Source organism: Prevotella ihumii (assembly GCF_900155655.1).
Taxonomy (GTDB): domain Bacteria; phylum Bacteroidota; class Bacteroidia; order Bacteroidales; family Bacteroidaceae; genus Prevotella; species Prevotella ihumii.
In genome coordinates this window covers 2,992,698-3,013,154 of the sequence record NZ_LT706987.1, presented here as the reverse complement: position 1 = coordinate 3,013,154, position 20,457 = coordinate 2,992,698, and the positions used below count along the sequence as shown (strand labels likewise).

The 20,457-nt window shown below is 40.4% G+C and carries 23 protein-coding genes and 1 pseudogene; 5 read left to right on the top strand and 19 right to left on the bottom strand.

What is annotated here, in order from left to right:
- The first annotated feature begins 164 nt into the window (after positions 1-164).
- Entirely contained in the window at positions 165-692 is a 528-nt protein-coding gene (locus CZ367_RS13105) for an IS66 family transposase (RefSeq protein WP_237581804.1), read from the top strand.
- Between the two features lie 135 nt (positions 693-827).
- Here CZ367_RS13105 and CZ367_RS13100 read toward each other — a convergent pair whose 3' ends face one another.
- The 5 genes and pseudogenes from CZ367_RS13100 to CZ367_RS13080 form a co-directional block, all read right to left on the bottom strand.
- Positions 828-1,106 (bottom strand): hypothetical protein, encoded by a 279-nt coding sequence (locus CZ367_RS13100; protein ID WP_077197233.1) that lies wholly within the window; start codon positions 1,104-1,106, stop codon positions 828-830.
- A complete protein-coding gene (locus CZ367_RS13095) occupies positions 1,088-1,804 on the bottom strand; it encodes a hypothetical protein (RefSeq protein WP_021668217.1) in 717 nt (238 codons plus the stop codon). Before CZ367_RS13095 ends, CZ367_RS13100 begins: the two co-directional genes overlap by 19 nt.
- On the bottom strand, positions 1,804-3,042 hold the full coding sequence (locus CZ367_RS13090; RefSeq protein ID WP_077197232.1) for a DNA cytosine methyltransferase: 1,239 nt from the start codon (positions 3,040-3,042) through the stop codon (positions 1,804-1,806). Before CZ367_RS13090 ends, CZ367_RS13095 begins: the two co-directional genes overlap by 1 nt.
- Before the next feature lie 47 nt (positions 3,043-3,089).
- Positions 3,090-3,428, bottom strand: a pseudogene (locus CZ367_RS13085) (BRO family protein); the annotation flags it as partial.
- Entirely contained in the window at positions 3,425-3,583 is a 159-nt protein-coding gene (locus CZ367_RS13080) for a helix-turn-helix domain-containing protein (protein ID WP_077197231.1), read from the bottom strand. The pseudogene CZ367_RS13085 and the gene CZ367_RS13080, both read right to left, overlap by 4 nt.
- A 90-nt stretch (positions 3,584-3,673) precedes the next feature.
- Between CZ367_RS13080 and CZ367_RS13075 the strand changes: the two genes are divergently transcribed.
- On the top strand, positions 3,674-4,051 hold the full coding sequence (locus tag CZ367_RS13075) for a transposase (RefSeq protein ID WP_077196803.1): 378 nt from the start codon (positions 3,674-3,676) through the stop codon (positions 4,049-4,051).
- 5 nt (positions 4,052-4,056) lie between these two features.
- Complete coding sequence (locus CZ367_RS13070; protein WP_144005979.1) at positions 4,057-5,076, top strand: IS3 family transposase; 1,020 nt, start codon at positions 4,057-4,059, stop codon at positions 5,074-5,076.
- Positions 5,077-5,425: 349 nt separating this feature from the next.
- On the opposite strand, the gene CZ367_RS13065 is transcribed toward CZ367_RS13070, so the two are convergent.
- The 8 genes from CZ367_RS13065 to CZ367_RS13030 all read right to left on the bottom strand — a co-directional run bounded on the left by CZ367_RS13065 (position 5,426) and on the right by CZ367_RS13030 (position 12,955).
- Positions 5,426-6,127, bottom strand: coding sequence for an MjaI family restriction endonuclease (locus CZ367_RS13065; RefSeq protein ID WP_202613135.1), 702 nt, complete (start codon positions 6,125-6,127; stop codon positions 5,426-5,428).
- On the bottom strand, positions 6,120-6,446 hold the full coding sequence (locus tag CZ367_RS13060; protein ID WP_077197230.1) for a hypothetical protein: 327 nt from the start codon (positions 6,444-6,446) through the stop codon (positions 6,120-6,122). The genes CZ367_RS13065 and CZ367_RS13060 overlap by 8 nt, the downstream gene beginning before the upstream one ends.
- A 3-nt stretch (positions 6,447-6,449) precedes the next feature.
- Positions 6,450-7,730 (bottom strand): DNA methyltransferase, encoded by a 1,281-nt coding sequence (locus CZ367_RS13055; protein ID WP_202613134.1) that lies wholly within the window; start codon positions 7,728-7,730, stop codon positions 6,450-6,452.
- Positions 7,731-7,783: 53 nt separating this feature from the next.
- Positions 7,784-7,963 carry a hypothetical protein gene (locus CZ367_RS13050; RefSeq protein ID WP_077197229.1) on the bottom strand — a complete coding sequence of 60 codons (180 nt, stop codon included), beginning with the start codon at positions 7,961-7,963 and terminating at the stop codon, positions 7,784-7,786.
- Positions 7,964-8,417: 454 nt separating this feature from the next.
- A complete protein-coding gene (locus CZ367_RS13045) occupies positions 8,418-9,704 on the bottom strand; it encodes a hypothetical protein (protein ID WP_077197228.1) in 1,287 nt (428 codons plus the stop codon).
- A gap of 425 nt (positions 9,705-10,129) precedes the next feature.
- Entirely contained in the window at positions 10,130-11,392 is a 1,263-nt protein-coding gene (locus tag CZ367_RS13040; RefSeq protein WP_077197227.1) for a DNA cytosine methyltransferase, read from the bottom strand.
- A 73-nt stretch (positions 11,393-11,465) separates the two neighbouring features.
- The gene (locus CZ367_RS13035) at positions 11,466-12,248 is read right to left on the bottom strand and encodes a TRM11 family SAM-dependent methyltransferase (RefSeq protein ID WP_077197226.1); all 783 of its coding nucleotides are present in this window, start codon (positions 12,246-12,248) and stop codon (positions 11,466-11,468) included.
- Entirely contained in the window at positions 12,245-12,955 is a 711-nt protein-coding gene (locus CZ367_RS13030; protein WP_144005997.1) for a hypothetical protein, read from the bottom strand. The genes CZ367_RS13035 and CZ367_RS13030 overlap by 4 nt, the downstream gene beginning before the upstream one ends.
- 78 nt (positions 12,956-13,033) lie before the next feature.
- Between CZ367_RS13030 and CZ367_RS13025 the strand changes: the two genes are divergently transcribed.
- Positions 13,034-14,269 (top strand): IS4 family transposase, encoded by a 1,236-nt coding sequence (locus CZ367_RS13025; protein WP_077195320.1) that lies wholly within the window; start codon positions 13,034-13,036, stop codon positions 14,267-14,269.
- Between the two features lie 719 nt (positions 14,270-14,988).
- Here CZ367_RS13025 and CZ367_RS13020 read toward each other — a convergent pair.
- From CZ367_RS13020 to kdsB, 6 genes are all read right to left on the bottom strand, one after another.
- Positions 14,989-15,660, bottom strand: a complete 672-nt coding sequence (locus CZ367_RS13020) for a copper homeostasis protein CutC (protein ID WP_077197224.1) — start codon at positions 15,658-15,660, stop codon at positions 14,989-14,991.
- Complete coding sequence (locus tag CZ367_RS13015) at positions 15,657-16,961, bottom strand: alpha-L-fucosidase (RefSeq protein ID WP_077197223.1); 1,305 nt, start codon at positions 16,959-16,961, stop codon at positions 15,657-15,659. The genes CZ367_RS13020 and CZ367_RS13015 overlap by 4 nt, the downstream gene beginning before the upstream one ends.
- Before the next feature lie 96 nt (positions 16,962-17,057).
- A complete protein-coding gene (locus CZ367_RS13010) occupies positions 17,058-17,537 on the bottom strand; it encodes a hypothetical protein (protein ID WP_077197222.1) in 480 nt (159 codons plus the stop codon).
- A 22-nt stretch (positions 17,538-17,559) separates the two neighbouring features.
- The gene (locus tag CZ367_RS13005; protein ID WP_077197221.1) at positions 17,560-18,318 is read right to left on the bottom strand and encodes an SDR family NAD(P)-dependent oxidoreductase; all 759 of its coding nucleotides are present in this window, start codon (positions 18,316-18,318) and stop codon (positions 17,560-17,562) included.
- Positions 18,319-18,368: 50 nt separating this feature from the next.
- A complete protein-coding gene (locus CZ367_RS15250; protein WP_144005996.1) occupies positions 18,369-18,572 on the bottom strand; it encodes a hypothetical protein in 204 nt (67 codons plus the stop codon).
- A gap of 348 nt (positions 18,573-18,920) precedes the next feature.
- Positions 18,921-19,649, bottom strand: a complete 729-nt coding sequence (gene kdsB / locus CZ367_RS13000) for a 3-deoxy-manno-octulosonate cytidylyltransferase (RefSeq protein ID WP_077197220.1) — start codon at positions 19,647-19,649, stop codon at positions 18,921-18,923.
- Positions 19,650-19,890: 241 nt separating this feature from the next.
- Between kdsB and CZ367_RS12995 the strand changes: the two genes are divergently transcribed.
- On the top strand, positions 19,891-20,322 hold the full coding sequence (locus CZ367_RS12995; protein WP_077197473.1) for a Fur family transcriptional regulator: 432 nt from the start codon (positions 19,891-19,893) through the stop codon (positions 20,320-20,322).
- Positions 20,323-20,457 lie beyond the last annotated feature (135 nt).

Sequence of the window (20,457 nt, the reverse complement as noted above, 5' to 3'; positions counted from 1 at the left end):
ACAACTTAGGAACATAATACAAGTTATATTCTTTTGAATTCTTTTTGTATAGAGCAAAATAATCTGTCAGATTAGATGTGGTTAAATGTAATTTGTTGATAAAGAAGTCTTTTATCTGCGAATGACCATTTTCTCCATTTGCATAAGCNGGCTACCAGGGTGCCATACAGTCTGATGGGTATGAGGTCTACAGCAGGTTTGAGAACGTACAGGGCATCGTGCTGTTAGGATGTATGGCACACGTGAGACGTAAGTTCGAACATCTGGCGGCTGACGATAAGAACGCCGCCCATATCATCGAAACGATAGCCACGCTTTATGAGTTGGAGGAAAACCTCAAACACAAGAAAGCACCACCCGAGGAAGTGGAGACAGAACGAAAGGCTAAAGCTTACCCTATTCTTAAGTATTTGGAGACCTATATGTTGGATGTACACAAACAGTACACCCCAGGCGAAGCTATGGAGAAGGCACTGCGTTATGCCTTCGCCGTATGGATACGCATTGGCAGATATGTGCAGGACGGACGCTTCAACATAGACAACAACCTTATGGAACAGGCCATCAGACCCATCACGCTTGGAAGAAAGAACTACCTGTTCTGTGGTAACAATGAGGGAGCGGAGAACAACGCCATCTTCTATACCTTCGTGGCGTGTTGCAGGGAAGCAGACATAGAGCCATACAAATGAAGGAAGTTCTTTCAAGACCCCTGCCCGACATGACGGAGGAGGAACTCACGAAAATGCTACCTTCAAACTTCAAATAACAAATAACCCTTATATGCTGCCAGACATATAAGGGTTATTTGTTGGTGTGAAAGTCGGCTAATATTGGATGCTTACAGCTTTTCTATCACCACGAGTATTGACGTCTGACAAATTAAGTTCAATTTTAGTATTATCAAGGGATTGTTGAGAACTACTCAAAGCCTTAAAGGTTAATTGTAAAGTTATCTCTTCAATAGAATTATCTATTTCAAAGAACTCTTGACACCAACCTTTGCCCATTTCGAATTGTTTGCCACCGTTATCAACTAAATCATTAGCTCTAAAACGTTGTGTCTTTAAAGAATTTGCATTCATATTTATAATAATTTGCCCCATTGTTCTGCCACAGCTTTGGCAAAACCAGGGAATGTTTTACTTCTAAGCCTTCTTCTTTCTTCTGTAGATATTTTGGTGTTAAAAGAATCAGAATACCACTTGGGCAAAGAACGCCCACTTGACAGTACGACACGCTCACCCGGGTCAACTATGTCCGTTGGCACCAATGGCGGAAGATTGTGTAGCCATAAACAAGTCTTTTTGGAAGCGGAATCGCCAAACCAAAAAGGTTGAACAATTTGGTCTGGTTTACGATAAACTGTATTCATGCAACCTACAGGGTTTTCGATAGCCCAACGCTTTACGTTCGTTTTTGTAAATTGCATAAAGAACTCTTCTGCTTCCGTTTTCATCTTTCTTCTACCTAAATGATGTGGATGCTCCCTTCGTTGATCTATAGGCAAATCTGCATCATCTGGATGGTATAGCCATCGAGCACCACTTACAGATAAATATGTACAAGGTGGATGAGCTATCATCAAGTCCCATTCTTCACCATTTGGCAAAAAATATTCCTCCCCATTTTCTAATTTTCCACCATGATTTGGAATTACCAATAAAACATCTTGCATAAAATGCCATTCTGGATGTCCACCGCTGCATTCCAAAATATCACAACTGTACGCATTATGTCCTTTTTCTCTGAAAGCTTTACATATTGCTTGGCTTTCTTCACATGCTATTAATATATTTGCCATTATTGACTAATTACCGTATATATAGATTCTGCTATTGCTTTTGCAAAATTGACAGGCACTGCATTACCTATCATTTTATAGCAATATGCCTTATTTCCAATAAACTCAAAATCCTTTGGAAAAGACATCAACATTGCAGCCTCTCGTATTGTTATAAATCTTGCTTGTTTAATATCTGGATGGATGAACATAAATCCATCCTTTTGTAGATGAGCTACTACAGTTGGAGAAGGCTTGTTCCACTCTAAATTTCTATATTTCCGATACAAGGTTTTTTTTCCTGTAACCTTTTCATAGAAATCTATAGCCTCTTTTTGAGAACATTTATTCATGTCATTTGCAATCCATTCTCGAAATACATCGATGTCCCGAGAACTACAATGCCGTGGCATATGAAATATGTCGGAGCTATCTGTAGCGTGATGAGAAACATTTTTTCCTTTAACCTTTTCTATTTTGTCCATAGGATAAATAGGAGGGAGATTGCCTATTGCATCTCTTACTGTATAATGTTTTGGACTCTTATTTTTTGATAAAGTCTTATAGAATTCCTCTATAAAGAAATCTGAATCTATCTTAACACCACATAATATAACCCTCTTCCTGTTTTGTGGCACAGAAAAATCATATGCATTATAAACAGCTTCTTTGAATTTATCAGGGCTTAGAATTAAATATCCTATATCTGTAACAGCTTTATAAATACGCTCAACAACAGGTTTTCCTCCTGGTTTTGCACTTAGCATACCTGTCACGTTTTCGAAGATAAAAGCTTTTGGTTTTATTTCATCCACAACTTTAACAAAACTCTCAAACAAATAATTTCTATAGTCATCTTGCATAGAGTTTTTGTCAGTTGCTCGTCCGTGAATAGAATATGCTTGACAAGGAGGACCTCCAATTATTAAATCAATAGTCTTTCCATTAAGCATATGTTTTAATCCCTTTTGAGTTTCTTCCGAATTATACTTTGCATATTGTTTTATGGATTCTTGTGTCCAATTGCCATATAGTAATTCATCAGTTCTTTGAATGTCAAAAAGGATTACCCTCTTTTGTGCTTGCTCACAGGTTTCATTCCATTTTTTGACAAGGCGATTTCGCAGAGTCTGTACCATAGGATATTCCCATTCTATATGAGCCAATCCCTTAAAATGTCCAGATTCCATAAAGCCTTCAGACAAGCCACCACAGCCTGCGAATAAGTCTATAAATGTATATTGCCTTTTTTTTACCATTATTATTATTCAGCCCAATCTTTAAATTTATCTCTCACTACCGGCAAAAAATTGGTTTGTGCAAATGCGATTTGTGGTTTACGAGGGTCGCCATTTTGAGCGACAAGGTAGCAAGCATAGCGTGTTAGCATAATGTCATCTATCTGACGCTCAGCACCAGAACCGATAACAACCATTTTATTGACGTCAATAAAATGGTCTTCTACATTTTGTCCTACATTTACACACGCTTCTTTGGCTTTGTCTATTACCTTTGTGAAATTTTGCCAAAGTTTATATCCTAACAGAGAACACAAATCTCTTGCACTCCAACATTCTACATCATTGAGAACGCATGACACTTGTTCAAACTGAGAGAACAATGCTTGTATTTCTTCTTTTTTCATTTTGTTTCGTTTTTGAATTCTTCGCACCGCACTAAGTCGGTCAGTTCCACGTCTAATATTTTGGCAATCTGCATTAGATTACCTAAATCAGGCTGACTTGAATTGGTGTACCATTTTGATATGGTTGTTTGGTCTTTACCTAATTGTTCCGCCAACCATTTGTTCGTCCGCTGCTTTTCTGCAAGAACTACTTTTAGTCTATTTTGTCTTTCCCTAGAAAAAGTTGACTCGCAAAATCAACAATTATGTGGAAGTACAATTGTGAGAAACGTAACAAGTATTACGATGAAGTAATTCGTCTTTATACCCAAGAGGGTTTGGGGCGCACAAAAATTTCTCGAATCATTCCTGTTGGAGAGACAACAATTTCAAGATGGATTCGTAACTTTGCAAGTGAAAACCAAGTCAAAGTCATTATGAAACGTCGAACATTCATCCATTCTGGAACTCCTATTGCAGATGCCGAGAATACAGAGATCAAAGACTTGCAGGCAGAGATTGCACGTTTGAAGAAGGAACTGACTCACGAATCACTTCGTGCTGATACTTTCAACGAGTTGATTAACGTTGCAGAGAAGCAGTTCAACATTTCCATCCGAAAAAAAGCTGGCGCCAAACAGTAAAGAACCTGCATGCAGAAGACTCTCGCTGTTATCAGATAGAGAGTCTCTGCAAGCTGTTTGGCTTCACGAAGCAGGCTTATTACAAGTATGACGAGAACCGTCTTCTTGAGAGGATTGCAAGTGAGGAGTTTGCCGTGTCCTACATCAAAGAAATCCGTAAGAAGGATCCGGGTATAGGCGGAAGCAAGCTGTGGTATATGTATCGCAAAAGCTTTGAAGGCAATCATCCGCTCGGACGTGACCGGTTTGCTGACATTGTCGACAAGTATGGCTTGAAGGTCCGCCTAAAGATGCGTAAACCACGCACGACAGACTCTACCCATGGTCTCTCCGTGTTCCCCAATCTAATAAAGGAATATATACCTCTGGCACCTGATCGTCTCTGGGTAAGTGACATCACGTATATGACAATATGGACAGACGCAGAGCATTACAGCTTCTGCTATCTGTCATTAATCCTTGATGCCTATAGCGAGGAGATAGTCGGCTGGTGTGTCGGTGAGACGCTTGATGCGGTATATCCCATCAAGGCTCTTGAGATGGCACTTTGCAGGATTGCAGATGTTTCCAAAGAAGACGTAAACCTCATCCATCACTCCGACAGAGGATGCCAGTATGCTAGCGCCAAGTACGTGGCAATCCTGAAGGAGCACGGGATCCGGATAAGCATGACCGAGGGCGGAGACCCCAAGGACAATGCTCAGGCAGAGAGAATCAACAACACGATGAAGAATGAACTACTCAGGGGAATGACATTCCGTAATATCGATGAAGTTACCCAGGCTGTCTCATCTGCGGTACGGTTCTACAACGAAGAACGTCCACACATGAGTATCGATATGATGACACCCAAAGAAGCTGCTTTATGTGTGGGTGAAATTACTAAGAGATGGACAAGTTTTAGGGAGATTCATATAAAAGAGAATCAAAGTTTTTGTATAATCCCTGAGAATGGTTTACCTTTGCAGCCATGCCCAGGGTTGACTTCCGGGCTACGCCCTCCAGTCAACCCTGGGCAGTTATAAGAATGACTCTGTCAACAAATATCAGTGATAAGGATCAATAGTCAACTATAATCAGTTTTAATGTTTAACTGAGTCAACTTTATCAAGACTTAAGACAAGCAAGTAGTCAACCAAAATCAGGAAACTACAATTTAACCCAAATCGGTCGTTAGACTTCTTCGAGATTTGCGAGCTTATTTTGAGCTATTTTTGGTTGTTTTTGAAGACGTTTAGCGAGCTAAACAACTGAAAAAACAAACGAAAAGAGCCAAAATAAGGTGCAAAGACGAAGAAAAGCATAACATCTAACCGCTTTAAAAAGCCTTTGCGGGCTAATGACCGATTTGGGTTTAATCGTTCTTTGATTCTTTTATTGTTTTAATCGTTCTATCTCAACTTTTATTTCATCAATAACTTGTTTGTTTGCTATTTCTCCATCTAAACTGAAAATGATAAATACCTTACCACCAAAATCTTTGTTGAAATTGTCAAAACTCGCCTTCATTCTTTCTGATACGGAGTAATTGCCAAAATTGGATTGAGCTGTGACTGGTTTGATTTGAATACCAAACGCTTTTTCTTCTGACACATATCCAAGATAGTCGACATCTCCAGCATGATCTAATTCCTCTGGACTCTCTTCGAATCGGATATCTGGAAAGACTTTGACCAAACCATCATTTACGACTGATTTTTCTCTCAAGTAGCCATCATAAGTGCGATTAATGGTTAAATTATAAATGTAGTCGTAACAATCTTGTTTGTTGAGATTATGAAATGCGTCCTGCCATTCGGGAATAACTACTTCTGTAATCTTTTCATATAATCTCTCTCCTAACTCTTGCAAACTTTCGCGAGTGATTTTGAAATTATTTTTACCCGCTGTTTTAGCATTATCGAAATACCATTGTTCCCACTCCTCAATTGTACTTGGTTGGCATTCTCTAATGAGAGCCATTACAGCACCAACCTTATTGGGTCTTGAAAGTTGATATGTCTGAGTGGCATAATTCAGAACTTTCTCTTTTTTGCCAAACTCCATTGAATACTTTTTAATTTCCTTTTTAGCCATTTTGCTGTTTCCTCCAACTGTTTCTCAATGCAGTAGCTCGATTTCTTATGGAATTTGCTCGATTTTCCAAACTCCTACATACATTTTCTAATTCTTCTTCAGTCTGAATTATCCAATATCCGTCCTTCCACATTAAACTTCCAATACATACATTGTGTTTTAATATCAGTTCTCTTATTAAACCCCTAATATGTTCATTAGTAACCCCGCCGCTTGCAAGTTTTAAATCTTCTCTTATTTGGGTAGAAGATTTTCTATTGTTATAACCAAGAGCATTAGCTCTTAGATATTCTGAAATAGCAGTCTGTTCGTTATCCATAATTTAATAGTTATTAAATTTTGTTTTATACTTAAAGTGTTGTGAATCATCTACCAATACCAGTTTTTCTTTCAAAAGATGTGCATTGACAAAGGTTTTGTTTTCTAGATAAAGATAAACCATTAGGTTGTTTTCTTGGTCATATTTCACTTCATCGTATCTTAGAAACACTCGTTTTCCATGAAGTTTATTTGCTAAATATTCAATAGCTTTTCCATTGATTGCCGGATTTTGTTTGATACCTATCAGACGAACTGTCAAATCATTATTTAGCAGTAGTCGTTCGGGGCTGATTATTGCTTTTACAGAAAAGAAATCCTCACGTTTTCCAGTACTGTTTACATCTATTTTCGAGCCATATTGCAACTTCTTAATGTCTATCTTCTTATCTAACTTATGTGTATCTACAAAGCGATAGGGTAATTCATTGACTTGTTCTTCAAAATTAGCATTAGTTGCTGACTGCTTGATAACCTTAATTTCTACCTTTGTAAAGGCATCATCTGTCCCAATTTTTTCCTTTATGATTGGAATAAAATCTTGATTAATCTCATATCCTATGGAGCATCTATCCAAGTTTCTAGCAGCTAAAGCTGTTGTGCCACTTCCTAAAAACGGATCCAATACCGTCTCTCCCAGAAATGAAAACATTTTGATTAACCGATGTGGCAATTCTTCCGGGAACATGGCTAAATGTTTATCCTGCTTTGCACCCGTGAAATACCAGTGTCCATTGAAGTAGGTATTCCATTCTTTGTTGGTCATTGCTGAATTTTCTTTCTGTTCTTTACTTGGTTTAGGGGCATTTCCCTGCTTTTTGAATAACAAAATATACTCAAAATCCAACTTTACGATTCCATTCCTGGGATTAGGATAACTCCCCATAATGCTTGCTCCGCCAGATGTATTCATCGTTGTTGTTTTCTGCCAAATAATTTGCCCCATAAAGTCAAAACCAATCATTTCGCAAAACTTAATAATTTCTGTGTGGATTGGAATGATCTTGTAGCGTCCGTAATATGTCGAACGGGCAAACTGGTCACCTATGTTTATACATAGACGACAACCTTTATGCAGAACTCTGAAACATTCTTTCCAAACTAAGTTTAGATGGTTTATATAGGTTTCGTATTCATCGTGAAAACCTATTTGATTGTTTGTACCGTAGTCTTTCAACTGCCAATAAGGAGGAGATGTCACTATCAAGTGAACACTCTCATTGGCGAGTTCTTTCATCTGTCGGCTATCGCCATTTATTATTATATGATTACTCTTATATGTCATTTATCTATCTTTTAATTCTCAAAATATTAGTAAATCTGTCCTTCTTTATTTTATTAAATGGATTGAATTTTGTCTTCACCGCTTGAAACTCCGTCTTCATTGTACTTCGGCGTTTGTTTTGTAGTGCCTCTCTTGGCTTTGGGGCCTGTCTGCTCGTAGGTTACGTCGGTAAGCGTAGTAGGGCTACTTGTACAGTCTTTCCAACCAAAGGCAACATTTATCTTGCATTCCATTAAACCGAATTGAAATAGTTAATTTGCCATAATTCAGAAGAGTTTTCCTTCTTAGTACTCTCTCTCTCTCTCGAAGCCAAAGGATATTACTTGCGAGAAAGCACATACCCTTAATTCCGAAACACTATTATAAATTAAACTTTTTAAGTACCTGAACAACAAAAAGCTCTTGCTTTGGCAAGCAGCAGAGCCGAGCGGCTCGGGATTTTGCCATGTCAGAATTTTCACTTATCTTAGTGTTGCAAAAAAAACAAGAGAATCCGACGATAGATATGGCAAAGATACAAATTAAATCTGAGAGACTCACTCCTTTTGGGGGCTTATTTTCGGGTCATAGAGCAATTTGTCTCCACATTATCCCAAATCGGTCGTTAGAGCAAATTCAGTAATGAGAGGACGTGTAAACGCAATAAGGACGTTCAAGGGCTTAGTTGCGGATTTGAGGTATTCTATATTAAAGTTTCATCTTCACCCCTATCTCTGTCACCTTCGCAGCATTATAATCGGCCTTGATGCGAGTATAGTCTCTGTCGCCATACGAGCTTGGAACAAGATAATAGAATGGCTCTCCATACTTCTCCAGCACCACATCGATATATAATATCTTTCCTGTCAGCAGGCGCATCATGGGCAGATGGTCGTATCTGAAGCGTACCTCCATCACTCGATTGTTATACTGATATACCTCCTCCAAATGGTCAAACATGCTCAGATCCGTTGTAAAGTAGGCCTCGTCAATACCGCAAAACAAGTGGAATTTGCCCGCAATCAAGGTGAAGACTATGCCTTTGAACTTATAGTTTTTATATGCCATGCAAGAACCATGATACGCAAAAGGCAGGTGGGCGTAAGAGGAAAGTGCCTCTAAATACTCCGCCTCGCTGATGCGTTGGCAGTCTTGGAAGTCGTACAGTCGTGCCACAGCCATCGCCTCATCTTCATGGTACACACCTCTTGCCACACCCTCTTCTTCTCTGAAATCGTGTACCACCTGCCCACCTCCAAGATAGGCATATTCTGGCCAATCATAGTCGTGAATGAGCAAATACGACTCCAACAGGTGCAGATCCCGACGTATGATAATCTCGTGAAGTATATCTTGCGTGGGCTTCAATGCTTTCACGGCGTGGGCTACCGGCCCGCAAGCCTCTATCTTGAGCATCAGGCTGCTCTCTGACAACGCATGCGCCGTTTCAAAACCATAGTCTTGCCACAGACACCTCCACACCTCTGCAAGCCGTCTCTCTATCTCTTCCTGCTCCGTCTGCCAGTTGCTGCGATGCAGCGGAATCACCACCGAGAAGCGCATCTGCTCGCCTCTTCCCGTAAGCAGTCCTATCTCTGTCAGCTCATAGACGTACACCATTGAGTCTTCAAAAGCAAGCACCCTATTCTGCCCTGCGGCAATCTCCTTATGCGTCAGTGCCTCTATGGCTGTGGCAAAATTGTCTTCCCGCTCGATGCGATAACTCTCGGTTGGTGCTTCCTCGCTCGCTGGCAATGCATCCATGCCGTCCTCCGTCTTGTCTGCCGACGTTTCCATCTCCAGCACGTCACACTTCTCGGCCCGCTTCTTGGTGTAATGCTCCGCCCAGATGCTCGCCCCACCGACGAGCAGACCAATCACTGTCGGCCCCTTACCGCTGAAGGCAGCAACCCCAAAGACCAATGCTCCTATTGCCACCAAGACGATGGATATAAGCAGCCATTGAAATATAGAGTTGATAAAATGATGGTTCATATATGGTTTATTTTACCCTTAATTCCGCAACACTATTATAGATTAAACTTTTTAAGTACCTGAGCAACAAAAAGTTGTCCAGGATTTTGCCATATCAAAGAATTCACTTATCTTAGTGTTGCAAAACAAGCAAGCAAAACTCTGATATGGTATGGCAAAGATACAAATTAAATCTGAGAGACTCACTCCTTTTGGGGGCTTATTTTCGGGTCATAGAGCAATTTGTCTCCACATTATCCCAAATCGGTCGTTAGAGCAAATTCAGTAATGAGAGGACGTGTAAACGCAATAAGGACGTTCAAGGGCTTAGTTGCGGATTTGAGGTATAATATAGGCATAACACAACAAAAACATAGAAACAATAAAGCCTTACAATTCCTTTATAAGTTTAGGAATGTAAGGCTTTATTATTTAAATTTCTACCCTTATATATCATTGACTGAAACTCGTATTGCTAACCCTATGGCTTTGCCCAATAGGGGTGGCACAGCATTGCCTATCTGAACAAGTTGTTTGTTTTTGGGACCTTCAAAGATAAAACTATCAGGAAACGACTGTAAGCGTGCCATTTCGCGTGCGGTAAGCACTCTTGGCAGCTTCGGGTGAATGTTTACACCGCCATGATTCTCTTTTATTGTACAAGAGGCTTCGTCCCAAGGACATTTTTTCCACGCATCCGAATAACCTTTATAAAGACTCTTTCCTTCAGGGCAAGCCAGTATTCGCTCTTGCATTTCAGGGCGGTGCTTTGTAGGAACATGGTTGAAAGCAAGGTCTTCAGGGTGATTGATTAAGTCGCCTATTGCTTGTCCTGTGGTAATATACTTATCCGATGACAATATAGGCTTAGGGTGAAAGTTTGACCTGCCTATTCTATTGCCTATAAATATCACACGTTCACGCTTTTGTGGTGTATAATAATCGGCTGCACAAAGCGTTGTAACATTCATATCGTAACCAATAGTTCGATAATCTTCTAATATCTTTTGTTCCACACGACCATTGAGCATAGACCGCAATCCCTTTACGTTTTCACAAATAACAAATTCGGGTTGTAAGACTTTGACAATCTCCAACATCTCTAAATACAAAGAATTACGTGGGTCGTCAACTATTCTATTACCTGCCATCGAAAAACCTTGACAGGGGAAACCCCCAGCGATAACGTTAAGCGGACGACCATTAAGTTGCTGTTTAACGGTGTTATAAAACTCTTCCTTAACTTCAGGTAATGTTATATCGCCATTTACAAAAGGGTGGTTAAAGTTTCGTCGATAGGTTTCACCTGCTTCCTTGAACCAGTCTAAGCCACAAATACCTTGCAGTCCTGACATTTCAAGTCCTTTAGATAATCCGCCTGCACCGCAGAACAGGTCTACAAAAGTAAGGTCGGAAGGAGTTGGACTATCCCAATATTGGCTAATATCTATCCACGAAGTTTCGCTCTTTATCGTTTTTGAACGAGATAAAGGTTCAGCGATAGGAATACCAAAAAGGTCGTATTGTACTTGCTTTTCAGTATTTGAAGGCTTATTAATAAAGTTTTCAAGAGCAGAGATAGGAATTCTGTATGATGTTCCTATCTTTATAGCGTTCAGTTCATTTGCTGCAATATATCTTCTAATCGACTTTTGAGACAGCTTTAATTGCCTTGCTACTTCTGCTATTGTATAAAATGGTTCGCTCATATTTTACATTCAATTTGTACACTATTGTCTAATGTGCATGCAAAATTACGAAATAAATCTTATCTGGCAAAGATTATCCTTTCTTGAACACAAATATATATTCGTGCTTGAAAAGGAATGTGTCGCTTTTAAGTGTACGATAACGCCACAAAGCCTCCATTCCTATTTTACCTCTGTTGCCCACCATATCTTTTACAACAATGCCTTTAAGCTTGCATTTTATTTGCTTTCTAATCGAATACATTAAATAAAAACCTAAAGGAACGACCTCTTGATTTCGATATAAATCACCAACCACGATTGCAAAATGTTTACCTGCACGAAGAAATTCTACCATATTCTTCATTGCTAATGTGAATTGGTTGATGAATTTGTCTAATTCTATAATATTGGATAAGTCTTCCTTACAATCCGTAAACTTAATTATATCCCAATAAGGAGGATGAGCAAGAACAAAGTCTACTCGTTGTTTTCCCATAGTCTTCAATGATTTCCGAATACAATTATGAGCAAGTTCAGCATCTGTTGCATCACAATAATGAATATCATATTTTATTGTTTCACAATCGTTCATCTTTTCTTCTACGTGCGAAACAATGTCCTTATTTATATCAAAGCCAATATAATTTCGTGCTAAACTTTCACATTCGTATAAGGTAGTTCCACTTCCCATAAATGGTTCTAACACTATATCACCTTCATTTGTATAGCGTCGGATAAGATGGTCTGGTATTTGAGGAACAAAATTTCCGTGATAAATGTTTTCACGTTTACCTCCTTTGGCTCGTGGACCTATCAACCACAAGCTATCGATATTAATATCAATTTCCTTCCAATGTTCTTTATCGAATTTCATATTATGGGATTATAATCTTTAGGAAAACCTTTTGCTATTTTTTTGATGAGTTTATTTATTTCAGAACGCCACTTTTTAGTATCGTACCAACCACAACCTTCGCAAGTTCCTTGATATTCTTCAGTTCCACTATACCAATAAGATATTTCTAAAAATGGAGGTCTAATATTTGTAGTTTTACACTTATCACACGCTCTGTCTTTAAGCAAGTTATGCTCTCTTGTTAATAATTGAAAATGCTGAACTATTTCTTCGTTTGTCAGTTTCTTAGCATCTATATCTTCATCAAGACGAGTCCAAGGTACTTTATGGTCAATTTCCGCAACAGAACTTATTGCTGCTCCTGTAAAAGCATCTCTTTCATCAAATAGCTGAAGTATACGCTTACGAGTTTTTGCATCTATCGGTATGCGCTCTTGAATAGCAAAAACAGGTTCAATATTGAGTAGTTTGTAATGTGTTGTAGCTAATCCACATTCCTCACAATACATTTTTTGTCCCCATCTATTAGGTGCAACTTCTTCAAATTGATAACCAAGTTTCTTTGCTTCACGGAAAATAGCCGCAGGCTGATTGCTACCGTCGGTGCTATGCAAAGAGCATACCCACTCCCCAACGTGCTTTTTACATTCATCTAAAAATATGTCCACTTTACTCATAATAACAGATTGTTTTTTATTGCTGTCCGGTAAAACTTTTTCAAACAAAATAAATTAGGGCTGACACATCTCACGAGGTGTCAGCCCTTTTGGTTATCTTTGTCTTTACTAAAATAAAACATAACCATGAACAAAGATAGTCATTTTACCGGACAGCCGGTCTATAGTCAAGTATTAAAGTTACTCGACAAAGAGAAAATTCTTCAGATAAGCTGCGAAACGAAAGGAAGCGAGGCTTACGTGAAGCGCTTTGACGGCTACCAACATCTCGTCGTAATGCTGTTCGGCATACTCAAACACTTTGATTCTCTGCGCGAACTTGAGATAGGCATGAAGGCTGAGGCTCACAAGCTCAGACACCTCGGAATGAGCTATTTGGTTCGTCGCAGCACGCTTGCTGAGGCCAATATACGCCGCCCTCAGGAGTTCTTTGCAAGTGTTTATGCGTATCTTTTGGAGAAGTATGCCAAATTTTTAGCGGACAGCCGCCCTTCCAAGTGCTATAAGGGGCAGACGCACGAGCCTAAAGACTGGGAGAAGTTGCTTTACATGATGGATTCTACCACTATAACGCTCTTTGACAACATACTCAAAGGTGTCGGGCGGCATCCAAAATCAGGCAAGAAGAAAGGCGGTATGAAAGTGCATACGGTAATGAAGTATCATGTCGGCGTGCCAATGGTGGTGCAACTCACTTCAGCTGCAAAACACGACCATTACCTGCTCAAAGAGGTGCATCTGCCCAAAGACGCCACTTTAGCAATGGACCGTGGTTATGTCGATGTCGCGCAATTCCAACGTCTTACAGAAGAGGGCGTTTGCTACGTGACCAAAATGAAGAAAAACCTTAAGTATGAGGTACTTAAATCCGTTACGTATGTCAATGCAGAGGGCCTCGTAACGCATATTGATCAGAAAGTGCTTTTTACAAGAGGAGAACTCACCCACGAGGCACGAAGGGTGGAGATATTTTACGAGACAAAGAGACCTGTTGTACTATTGACCAACAACTTTGACTTTACTGTTGAGGACATTGCTGAAATCTACCGCCTAAGATGGGCTATCGAGTCGTTGTACAAACAGCTTAAACAGAACTTCCCGCTTCATTTCTTCTATGGGGACAGCGTCAATGCCATACAAATACAGACATGGGTAGTCTTGATTGCGAATCTGCTGATAACAGTCTTGTCAAGAAGCATTAAGAGACACTGTGCATTCTCGCAAGTTGTTACCATGATAAGACTTATGCTTATGTACTACGTTGATTTTATCGCATTCATGGAAAATCCCGAAAAAACTTGGAATGATTTCCTTGCAAAGGAGATGCAAAAAGCGCCACCTGAACCAAGTCTTTTCGATTAGGGGGGCTTACTTTTGAAAAAATAAACCTAAAAGTCCTATTTTACGGGGCTTCGGGGAGGATATTTATGCTCTTTTGAGTTTTACCGGACAGCAATAATTGTTTTTAAAGAGTATAGGGCATTGGACGCACTGATGTAAGGCACTAGGAAGCCTATGAGACACAAACAATAGCCCTATACTGTAAATTAACAATATAAGGTATCTCATTAAGCTACTTCTCATAATAATCTCGCAGAGTTCCTAGTTCTACATCTGAGTTGCTTAACTTATATCTTTAATATATTGGATTGCAAAAATACAGAATTATTTCTTAACAGCAAAGGAAATGTTCCTTAATTCCGCAACACTATTATAAATTAAACTTTTTAAGTACCTGAACAACAAAAAGCTCTTGCTTTGGCAAGCGGCAGAGCCGAGCGGCTCAGGATTTTGCCATATCAGAATTTTCACTTATCTTAGTGTTGCAAAAAAACAAGAGAATCCGACGATAGACATGGCAAAGATACAAATTAAATCTGAGAGACTCACTCCTTTTGGGGGCTTATTTTTGGGTCATAGAGCAATTTGTCTCCACATTATCCCAAATCGGTCGTTAGAGCAAATTCAGTAATGAGAGGACGTGTAAACGCAATAAGGACGCAAGGGCTTAGTTGCGGATTTGAGGTATCAAAATAAAGACATTTTTAATTCCGCCGACAGGTTTGTTATACTTTTGCTCTCTATTCGCTTATTGATCTAATCACTCTCGCTACTTCTTCTTCATCTGTCAGCATACCTTTTACCTTGCACGAGCCGTGTATTTCGGTTGTGCCTGTTGCAGCTAATATCCTTGCGGCATTGGTTAAGTTTACCCCTCCACCTGCAAGAATAATGATACGACCATCAGCTTTCTCAACCAATGTTTTGAGTAGAGGGATTCCTGCTTCGGCAGTTGAGGCTTGACCAGATGTGAGCACACGTGCGCAACCTAATCGGATAAGGGTTTCTAAGCTATCAATAGGATTTTTGCACACATCGAAAGCACGATGAAAGGTAAAGGGTTTGTCTCCTGCAGCCTCAACCATCTGTGCCGTAGCCTCTTCGTCTATACTACCATCTTTCTGCAATGCTCCCCCCACGATGCCATCTACCAAGGGTGAAAGCATACGAATGTCGGCTAACATTGCTTGCAAATCGGTGTCAGAATACACAAAATCGCCTTCACGAGATCGAATAAGTGCGTGAATTTTCAGCAGTGGATAACGTTTGTGAATGGTCTTTACCATTCCATAAGAGGGTGTCAGACCGTCTAAGCTTAATGCCGAACACAGCTCAATGCGCTCTGCACCGCCCTTCACGGCAGCTTCCACACTTTGCAAACTACCCGTGCACACTTCTAATAAATGTTTCATCTTACGATCTCAATAATATAGTCTACCGATGTATCTGCACCCTCTGGCAATTGTAAAGAGAGCGTATGTAACTTCTTATCATACGTATACCGCAATGATTGTTTGTTTTTGAACGCCAAAACCTTGCGTGGCTTCTTGTCTAAGACAACTTTCACGCTATCAGTAGGTTGTGCCAATATGTGCAAATAGGTAATGTTACCCTTGTCAGTGCTGATAATGTCATTTTGTTCGGCTATCCTTCCACGTTCTGTGCCATAAATAGTTTCGCCATTCACTTTCATCCATTCGCCTATCTTCTGTAAGCGTTCCAAGGCTTGAAGTGGCAATTCTCCATTAGGTTGTGGACCAATATTGAGCAAAAGATTGCTACCTTTGGCTGCTGCACGAACGATGGTTTGCACCAATTCTGTCCACGATTTATAATTAATGTCCGAAACCTTGTAACCCCACATTCCATTCATTGTTTGGCACATCTCCAACGGCAATTTGCTGATGTCTTGTCCTGAAAGTCCAGCACGATTTTCCCCTGGCAAATCACGCTCGAACATTTGGAAGTCTTCGCCCTCTAATGGGTAGATGTGATGGTTATTTCCCACTAAGCAAGCAGGCTTTAAAGCGTGGATATAGCGGTAAAACTCAGGCATTCTCCAATCAAAGGGAATGCTGTCGCTATCGTGATCCCAGTAGCCATCAAGCCAGATTGCTTTTACATCACCATAATTGGTGAGCAATTCACGTACCTGATTTTTCATAAACTTGAAATAGGTTTCGTAGTTCGGGCGATAAGTTCTGCCAGTTTTCAGTCCTGTTCTTCCCACGGGATAGTCCTCACGTATCCAGTCAAGAATAGAGTAATACAGATGGAAATCAATGTCCTCACGCTCGCACGCTGCCGACAATTCTTTCATTACATCACGTCCGTAAGGTGTTGCATCAACAATGTTATAAGAACTTTCGTTTGTTTTAAACATCGAAAAACTATCGTGATGGCGTGATGTGAAAGTGATGTATTTTGCGCCCGAAGCCTTAATCGCTTTCACCCAAGCGTCAGCGTTAAACCGATGCGGGTAGAAAGCTGAAGCCGCTTTGGCATACTCGTCTTTGTTGATACCCGAATTTAGATACCATTCGCCTTGAGCATAGGTACTGTAAATGCCCCAATGCAAAAAAATGCCAAAGCGATGATTAGCCATTCGCTGTCGTGCCGCTATATTTTCAGGGGTAGGCTGATAGCCTTGTGCTATTGCCATTGTAGCGACCAAAAGCGACAGCACAGAGAGTGTAACTTGTTTTAATGTCATAAGAAAGTATAAGTTCAGAACGTTATTCTACAGGCTGGTTCTATAAATTACCACCGCATATCGTCATTAAATTTTTATGAAATACGTTTTGTATGTTTACTTCTTTAATTGCGACTTGTCTATCACCACGTAGATGGTATCAATTACCTTTCCACTGCGATTTGCACCGCCCATTCCGTGTTTCAGTGGGTTAGCAAAGTCCTTGTCCAACACTGTTACATCGTCAACGAAATAGTCGGTTTCGCCACGGTTGTTGAAGATATTCTTAAGTCCCCACGTTTCGTGATAGCGGATTTTAAGTTTCCAACCCTCCACTTGTGCTTGCTTCATTAGCTTGATAAGTTCTGCTTGGTCGTCCCTATCATTGTCGAACGAGAACGAAAAAGGTTCGCCACTGGTATTCATACCCGTTTGTGTCATGTTCAGTCGACCCTCCCACGAGTTCCACCACACGCCTTTTTCTGTAAATTCAATAAGGTTGCCCACCTTTTCACCGTTCGAATAGTTTTCCTTACAGCTGCTTAACGATAAGCAGGCAGCTGTAAGGATTAGTGCAAAAAATAGTTTACGTATCATCTTAAATGTTCTTTTATTTCAATTACTTACGCACAATAGTTGAACCATTAGCTTGGTGTGTAGCCAATACCAATACCTCGGCAATCTGTACGTGAGCAGGTGCACTTGCAGCATAGAAAGCCACATCAGCAATGTCTTCGCCTGTCAGGGGCTTAATGCCCTTATAAACGGTTTCGGCACGTGCATCATCACCGTGGAAGCGAACGTTTGAGAAATTGGTCTGCACCAACCCTGGCTTCACGTTTGTTACACGCACTGCACTCTCTGCCACATCAATACGCAAACCATCGGTAATGGTCTTCACAGCAGCCTTGGTTGCACAATATACATTGCCGTTAGCGTATGCTGCATCGCCTGCCACCGAACCAATATTGATAACGTGACCTGCATTGCGTTCCACCATTCCAGGAACAACAAAGCGTGTCATATTAAGCAAACCCTTGATATTGGTGTCTATCATTACATCCCAATCCTCAAAGTCGCCTTCGTATTCTTTATCCAAACCGAGCGCAAGTCCTGCATTGTTGATAAGCACATCTATCTTAGCCCACTTGCCTTTCAAGAAGTCCACAGCCTTTTTTGATGCTTCTCTGTCGCGCACATCAAACTGCATTGCCAAGACCTCTGCGCCCATCTTTTCTATTTCGTTTCTCAAGGCTTCAAGTTTGTCTTCTCTGCGTCCAGTGATAATAACATTATATCCACCTTGTGCAAATTTCTTAGCGCAAGCCTCGCCAATACCGCTTGTTGCGCCTGTTACCATTACGATTTTCTTTTCCATTATGTAGTATTTTATTTTAAGTTTTAATCTTATTTAGGAGTTAGGCGGAGTTAATGTGGGTTATTGCTCGTTCCTTGGTTGGGGAAGTTAAAGCCATTACCTTTGTTTTCTGTAGTTTTGTCGGACTTGTCGGACAAGTCGGACGAGTCGGACTGGTCGGACTGGTCGGACAAGTCGGACGGGTCGGACGGGTCTGACTGATCCGATGTTTCCCAATTACTCCGCCAAAAGCCCTTCTGACTGCCTCTATGCAAAGTTAGTATTTTTTGTTTACACCTCCAAACATTTCTTGGAAAACCCTTCGTTGCGCATTTTCTCCCTTCTTCGTTCGCTTCTTTTACCACCTGTTACGCTAATGCTCAAGCAGAAGAATAGAACAATCACACTTTAGGCAAAAAGGCAGAATTTCTCCTTTGTAAACCATTGAAAAACAATGGTTTATAAATGCGATCTGAAACATATATGTTTGACACTGCAAAACATAATGTTTTACCCTCCCAAAGTTAAACTTTGACACCCTCAAATATCAATGTTTGGGACACGTAAGATAGATGTCTTGTTTTAGAAAGTTGCAAAGTCGAAAAACAGAACAATATGCCGTGCTATGCTTTTTCAGCCCTTTCCAAATCCTCGGGCGTATCTATGCCAATGGTTTCGATGTCGGTCAGTCCCACTTTTATTTTATATCCATTCTGCAACCATCGTAATTGTTCCAAGCTCTCTGCCAATTCCAACGACGATTGGGGTAGGCGAGTGATGGCTTTCAATACCTCGGTGCGATAAGCATACAGTCCGATGTGCTTCAAGAAAGGATATGCCTCAAGCCACTCTTCCTCTGCCTTATTGCGGATATAAGGCACTAAAGCACGAGTGAAATACATTGCGCAATTGTTGTTGTCGAGGATAATTTTAGGCGAATTAGGGTTCTTGGCAGCCGACAGCGTGTCGAACTTTTTGCCCAAAGTAGCTATATCGGTAGTAGGGTCTTCAAAACATTCTACCACCGTCCTTATCTGACTTTCGTGTATAAAAGGCTCATCGCCCTGTATGTTTACCACCACATCATATACCGCCTCCAACTTGCTCACTGCTTCGGCTATGCGGTCTGTTCCGCTCTGATGGTCGGCACGGGTCAAGATAACCTTTCCGCCAAACTCCTCCACTGCCTTGGCTATGCGCTCATCGTCGGTAGCTACATACACATCTGTGAGCACCTTGTTCACCTGTTCCACCACGTGTTGCACCACATATTTTCCCTTCAGCATCGCCAAAGGTTTGCCTGGGAAACGCGACGAAGCGTATCGTGCTGGAATTATTCCTACTACTTTCATTTTTGTTTCTCTGTATTGATTTTGTTTTTATCTCTACGTACCATTTTTATACGTTAAATACAAAGATACAAAAAAGATGATAAACCCAACGGAATACTTCTTTTAATTTAAGCCATTTTTACATTGTCCTATATTTTATTAAAGCACTATAATTTTCATAAATTTGTAGTCTTTTTAGTGATTTTTTTTGGTCTATTCTTTAAAATAAATTATCTTTGCGTTTCAAAAAATATATTGAATGATGAATACAGATCCAGCTTATAAAAAGCTAATAGAATGTGGCATACGCCCCTCTATTCAGCGCATTGAGATTTTGCGCTATCTGCTTACACATCACACCCACCCAACAGTCGACGAGATATTTGTAGACCTCAAGAAACGTGTGCCTACTGTTAGCAGAACCACTATTTACAACACGCTCCGTATGTTCTCTGAGAAGGGAGCTGCGTTTATGATTACCATTGACGAGCATCGTGTTTGTTATGATGGCACTACCGAGCCTCATGCTCACTTCTACTGCAAACATTGTGGCAAGGTGTACGATTTCCACGAAATGCAACCCCCACGCAATGTTACCTCTGATATGGAAGGTTTTCATATCGAAGATGCCCAACTCTATTACAAGGGCATTTGCCCTGCGTGTCAGCACACTGAAGAAAAGAAGATATCATAAGCTAAAAACTGCCACGAAAGAGAAGTTCTTGGCAGTTTTTTTTGTAGCGTAATCGAGCTTAACCAAAGTTAAAGCCAAATCGGTCATTAGACCCGTCAGACCAGTCGGACGTGTCAGACAAGTCCGACAAGTCCG